This is a genomic window from Microvirga sp. P4_G7, assembly GCF_056401005.1.
This window is the reverse complement of the sequence record NZ_JBFUKD010001119.1, coordinates 1-664: the sequence shown is the minus strand read 5'-3', so window position 1 is coordinate 664 and position 664 is coordinate 1. Positions and strand designations below refer to the sequence as shown.

Annotated in this window: 1 pseudogene; it reads left to right on the top strand. The window is 64.0% G+C overall.

What is annotated here, in order from left to right:
* A pseudogene (locus AC1DT3_RS23390) lies at positions 1 to 664 on the top strand (DNA polymerase III subunit alpha); the annotation flags it as partial.

Sequence of the window (664 nt, the reverse complement as noted above, 5' to 3'; positions counted from 1 at the left end):
CACCAACTCTACGTCGAGATCCAGCGTCACAACTTCGACGAGCAGCGGATGGTGGAGGGCGAATTGATTTCGCTCGCCGACCGCAACGGTCTACCCATCGTTGCGTCCAACGAGCCATTCTTCAAGGCGCCGGGAGATTTCGAGGCGCACGACGCGCTGCTCGCCATCGCGGCGGGGCGCCTGGTGTCGGACGAGAACCGCCGCCGCCTGACGCCGCACCATCATTTCAAGACTCGTCAGCAGATGATGGAGTTGTTCCACGATCTGCCGGATGCGCTGCAATCCAGCGTCGAAATCGCACTGCGTTGCTCCACACGCGCCAAAACCCACAAGCCGATTCTGCCGAGTTTCGGCACCGGGGATTCGGCGGCCATGGACGAGGGCGAGGAGCTTCGCCGACAGGCGGAGGCCGGCCTCGATCTGCGCCTCGCCGCGCATGGCCCCGCGCCCGGGTTGACGGAGCAGGATTATCGCGACCGTCTCGCCTTCGAAGTCGGCGTCATCCAGCGGATGAAATATCCGGGCTACTTCCTGATCGTGGSCGATTTCATCAAGTGGGCGAAGGATCACAACATTCCCGTCGGGCCGGGCCGTGGCTCCGGCGCCGGCTCTCTCGTCGCCTACGCCCTGACCATCACCGATCTCGATCCTCTGCGGTTTGGCC